6 protein-coding genes are annotated in these 3663 nt (G+C 72.4%); 4 read left to right on the top strand and 2 right to left on the bottom strand.

The genetic code is table 11. From position 1 onward, the window contains the following. The first annotated feature begins 140 nt into the window (after positions 1 to 140). The 4 genes from ACZ55U_RS38885 (at position 141) to ACZ55U_RS38900 (ending at position 2429) form a co-directional block, all read left to right on the top strand. A complete protein-coding gene (locus tag ACZ55U_RS38885; RefSeq protein ID WP_465534336.1) occupies positions 141 to 413 on the top strand; it encodes a hypothetical protein in 273 nt (90 codons plus the stop codon). A gap of 412 nt (positions 414 to 825) precedes the next feature. Next, on the top strand, positions 826 to 990 hold the full coding sequence (locus ACZ55U_RS38890; protein ID WP_465534338.1) for a hypothetical protein: 165 nt from the start codon (positions 826 to 828) through the stop codon (positions 988 to 990). A gap of 123 nt (positions 991 to 1113) precedes the next feature. Further along, positions 1114 to 1590, top strand: a complete 477-nt coding sequence (locus ACZ55U_RS38895) for a YcxB family protein (protein WP_465534340.1) — start codon at positions 1114 to 1116, stop codon at positions 1588 to 1590. A gap of 269 nt (positions 1591 to 1859) precedes the next feature. Further along, positions 1860 to 2429: a hypothetical protein gene (locus ACZ55U_RS38900; protein ID WP_465534342.1), complete on the top strand. Its 570-nt coding sequence runs from the start codon at positions 1860 to 1862 to the stop codon at positions 2427 to 2429. Positions 2430 to 2618: 189 nt separating this feature from the next. On the opposite strand, the gene ACZ55U_RS38905 is transcribed toward ACZ55U_RS38900, so the two are convergent. Beyond that, complete coding sequence (locus ACZ55U_RS38905) at positions 2619 to 2876, bottom strand: hypothetical protein (protein ID WP_465534344.1); 258 nt, start codon at positions 2874 to 2876, stop codon at positions 2619 to 2621. 334 nt (positions 2877 to 3210) lie between these two features. Continuing rightward, a partial coding sequence (locus ACZ55U_RS38910; protein ID WP_465534346.1) for a hypothetical protein occupies positions 3211 to 3663 on the bottom strand: 453 nt, incomplete at its 5' end.

Here is a 3663-nt window from a genome sequence, read left to right on the forward strand (position 1 = left end):
TCGCCCTCGTCATGCTGACCCTCGCAGGGCCCCGGCCCACCCTCCCCGGACGCCAACCCTCAACAGCCTGACCCACACATCAAGCAGGAGAGCCCTCTTTCGCCCGGGTAGTGTCGGTGCCGGCTGGGAGGCTGGGCGGCATGGACGACGAGGCACTGCTGCGGGGCCGGGTCTACGGCGCCGACCACGACGACCCGGATCCCGGTCCCCGACCGGGACGTGTGTACCGCGAGCTCGTCGGCGGCCCGTTGGACGGCCTGCTCCTGGACGTCACCGGCTGGAGCGCCGACGAACTGGCTGACGGCGCTGCGCTGTCCACCGAGATCGGCCGGTACGGTGCGGGCGGGCGCGCCCGCTACGAGCCCCGGCTCGGGACTCCGTCCCGGTGGGACTGGGCCGGCGACACGCCCTGACCGGGCCGGACTGGTGCGGCCTGGGCTGGGGCGGCGCGTTCCACCGCCGTCGGGACATGGTCGGCGGGATGGCGCCCGCCGCGTACCGCGTCCCGCGAGTCCCGGAAGGCACCACTCGTTGACCGGCACCACCCGTCCTGAGCCCGCCCCGGCGGCCCCGGCCGAGCCGGTCGACGTGCTGGAGACGGCACCGGAACTGTTTCACGGCCTGGCCGCCCCGCGGGCACAGCGGGCTCAGGCCGCCGGGGCCGTACGACGCCGAGCTGACCGGCGCTGTCCGCGGCGCGCTCGACCCCGCTCACCACCGCGCCCGGCTGCACCGACACCCTGGCCGCCTTCGTCCGGGCCGAGCGGGACCTGCGCCAGCTGTACCGCGACTTCGGGCACGGCACCGCCCACGACCGCGATCCGGGTGGCTGGCCCGGTCCCCCGTTACGTCCTGGTCCGCCGGCCCGAGGGCTTGGTCCTCGCCGAACTGTTCACCCGCCAGTGTCTGGCCCTCGCCGGGACCTGGAAGGGTGTCCTGCCCGACGTCCTCCTCGACGACATGGCCCAGGCCTGGCCCTTCCTCAGCTGACCATGGTATACCCGGCAACCCGGAGGGCACCCGCACGGCTTTCTTACGGAAGGGATTGGTGTGTGCTCCCGCTGCTGGCACGATGCCGGGGCGGGGTGGTGGGCGAATCGGCAGGGGCAGGCTGTGAGCGTCAAGGTCACGTACGAACTGACGGCAATGCAGGCGTACTTCGGGGTGCGGCAGGCAAACCGGCGTCGTTTCGCGATCGCCCGGGTCAGCGCCGTGGTGCTCACGGTCTGTGGCACAGTCCTGCTCGTGACGGGCGGTTGGCCGGTCGCCGTGGTGCTGTTGGTGTCCGCGCTGCTGCTGGCCCTCTGGCCACCGTTCGCCACCAGGCTCGGCCTGGCCCGGCACCTGGCCGCCAACCCGGGCCCGCTGACCGTCACCTTCGCCGACAGTGGCTGCGCCTTCACCACCGCGCACGGGCGGCAGGCGTTCGCCTGGTCGCGGTTCACTCGCGTCACCGACGACCGGGACTACCTGTTCCTGTACGCCCGCCGCGAGCCCCCGGTGGTCGTGCCGAAGAGCGCGTTCCACCCGGGCGATCTGGCGGCAACGATGGCGATGCTGCGGACTCGGCCCAACTACCGTCCATCCTGACGCTGGTCGCACCACCGGTTCATCCGAACTCGTCATGTGCGCAGGACCGGTCCAGCAGGCCCTGCACCGGGCCTGGGAGGACAAGTGCCACGCGGACCGGCACGCCGACGCCGGCCACGAGTCCGCCTACGCGATCGCGGCCGGCCGGCTCGCCGAGTGGCAGCGCGTCCACGCCCACATCGCCGAGATCGGGGCCGAGCGCTACGACCGGGTAGTGCCCGCGCAGGGGTGGGCTCCGGGGCCGGGCGTATGCCGCCTAGGGTCAGCACATGCACGAACAGCGAGACCAGAGGCAGGTCGACGGCGAGGTGGACCGCGAGCAAGCCACCGCGCCTGTCGATGTCACCGACGCGGGCGCCGAGGCGGAAGCGGTGGTGTTCGTCTGCGCGACGTGTGGCGTCCCGCTGACGGGGCCGCTCACGCGGCTGCCGACGGTTCCTGAGCCTCCGTACCACGCGTGGTGGGACGCCGACGAGCCCGGTCCGTCGCCGCCAACCGTGCCAGCAGGCCACTATGCGATCGAGACCGAGCCGTACGGCGCGCCCTTGGTCGTCGCTGACGTGCCCGGGCCGGTGATGCCGCGCCACGGCGGCCACTTCAACGCGGACGGCAAGCCGCTGGTGTCGCAGGGCCCAAGAGGCAATTTCGTCATCAACCCGGACGACGCCCGCGGCCTGGAATTGCGGCACGCGTCCGCCGCATGCTGCGGAGCGACCCCCAACGGCGGCATGAACCAGCTGTGCGCCTGCGGAACCCTGGTAGCGACTCTCTGCTCCGATTGCTGTCTGCCGTACGAACTTCACCTTTCGGCCGACCGCGTCCGCGCCGTTCACACCTGAGGCCAACGCGCTGCTGCTTCTCGCCGACATCTCACGGGCTCCAGGCTCCGACTGATGCCGAAATCCCCCGACAAACGCTGCCAGGTCTCACCTGCGCAGCCAAATGTGAGGCGGAACGCCACGATCGAGTGGCGGGGGAAGCGCCGGGTGGCCGGGCGAGGATGTGCGGTCGCTGTCCGGCAACGGCGCTCAGAGGGCTGCTGCCGCGAGGTCCTCCCCGGAGGGGAGCAGGTCGGCGGCGAGCAGGGGGATGCCGAGCCAGTGGGAGGCGGCCGTGCACAGCGCGTCCGGCATCGTCAGGTCGACGCTGACGGCGGCCTGGGCAGTGAGTTCCACGGCGAGGACGGCGACGGCGCCTTCGACGATCTCGCCGACCAGGCCGGGCTCCAACGGTGTTGCGCCAGCCTGGGCCGGGGCGTCGGCCAGACGTGCGGCGATCAGCCCCACCACGGCACCACCGGGCCGCCGGGCAGAGCGGGCGCGTTACGTCCTCCTGGCGCTGCTCGCCTCCTGCCGGCCGGTCCCGCGGAACACGCCCCCGCCTCCCCGGGACCGGCTGGTCTTTCCTCGACACCGCGAGGCCGCGGTTTCCGACGGCCTGTCACACCCGGGCATCGTCACCGTCCGCGGCTTCGGCTCCACCGTCGACGACGGCGGCCAGGCCGCCTGCCCGGTGATGGAAGGAGAGGCCGGAGTCTTCGGAGCGGTGCCGAAGCCGGCCAGGCAAGGCGATCCCCCGCCGGCTTCGCGTCGTCCAGCACCCCGCAGTGCCTGCGCCCGGTCAGCAGGCGCCGTTGACCGCGGAGGCCGTGCCCGTCCAGACGAAGGCGTCGCTGATCCAGGTGTTGTCGGGGAGTCGGTCCCAGAGGCTGCTGGCCCCCCAACGCCCGGTGTGGGAGGTCCCGTTAGCGGAGCAGCTGATGTCGACGGTGGTGCCGTCGGACACCGAGCCGACCACCGGGTAGCCGGTGCCGGGGCCGGAGCGCCGGTTGACCGAGGGGTCGTCGAACGCGTCGACGATGCCGCTGGTCAGGCCGAGTGCCCCGTAGTTGACCAGGGTGCCGTTGACCTGGGCCCGGGCGGAGCCGTGCAGCGCGGAGCCCTCGTACGCGGCGCTGCCCGCCTGGACGAGCCAACCGCCTAGTGTCCTGCACCTGAAATTCGCTTCATATCTGTAGCCTGTGCCCATGGCGCGTATGGGGCGGCCGATGGCCGAGCTGACCTTGACCGATGA

The organism is Kitasatospora sp. NPDC034533 (genome assembly GCF_055575155.1).

Coding starts and splice junctions, on each gene's coding strand:
- ACZ55U_RS38885 (WP_465534336.1), top strand. CDS start 141: ATGGACGACGAGGCACTGCTGCGGGGCCGGGTCTACGGCGCCGACCAC.
- ACZ55U_RS38900 (WP_465534342.1), top strand. CDS start 1,860: ATGCACGAACAGCGAGACCAGAGGCAGGTCGACGGCGAGGTGGACCGC.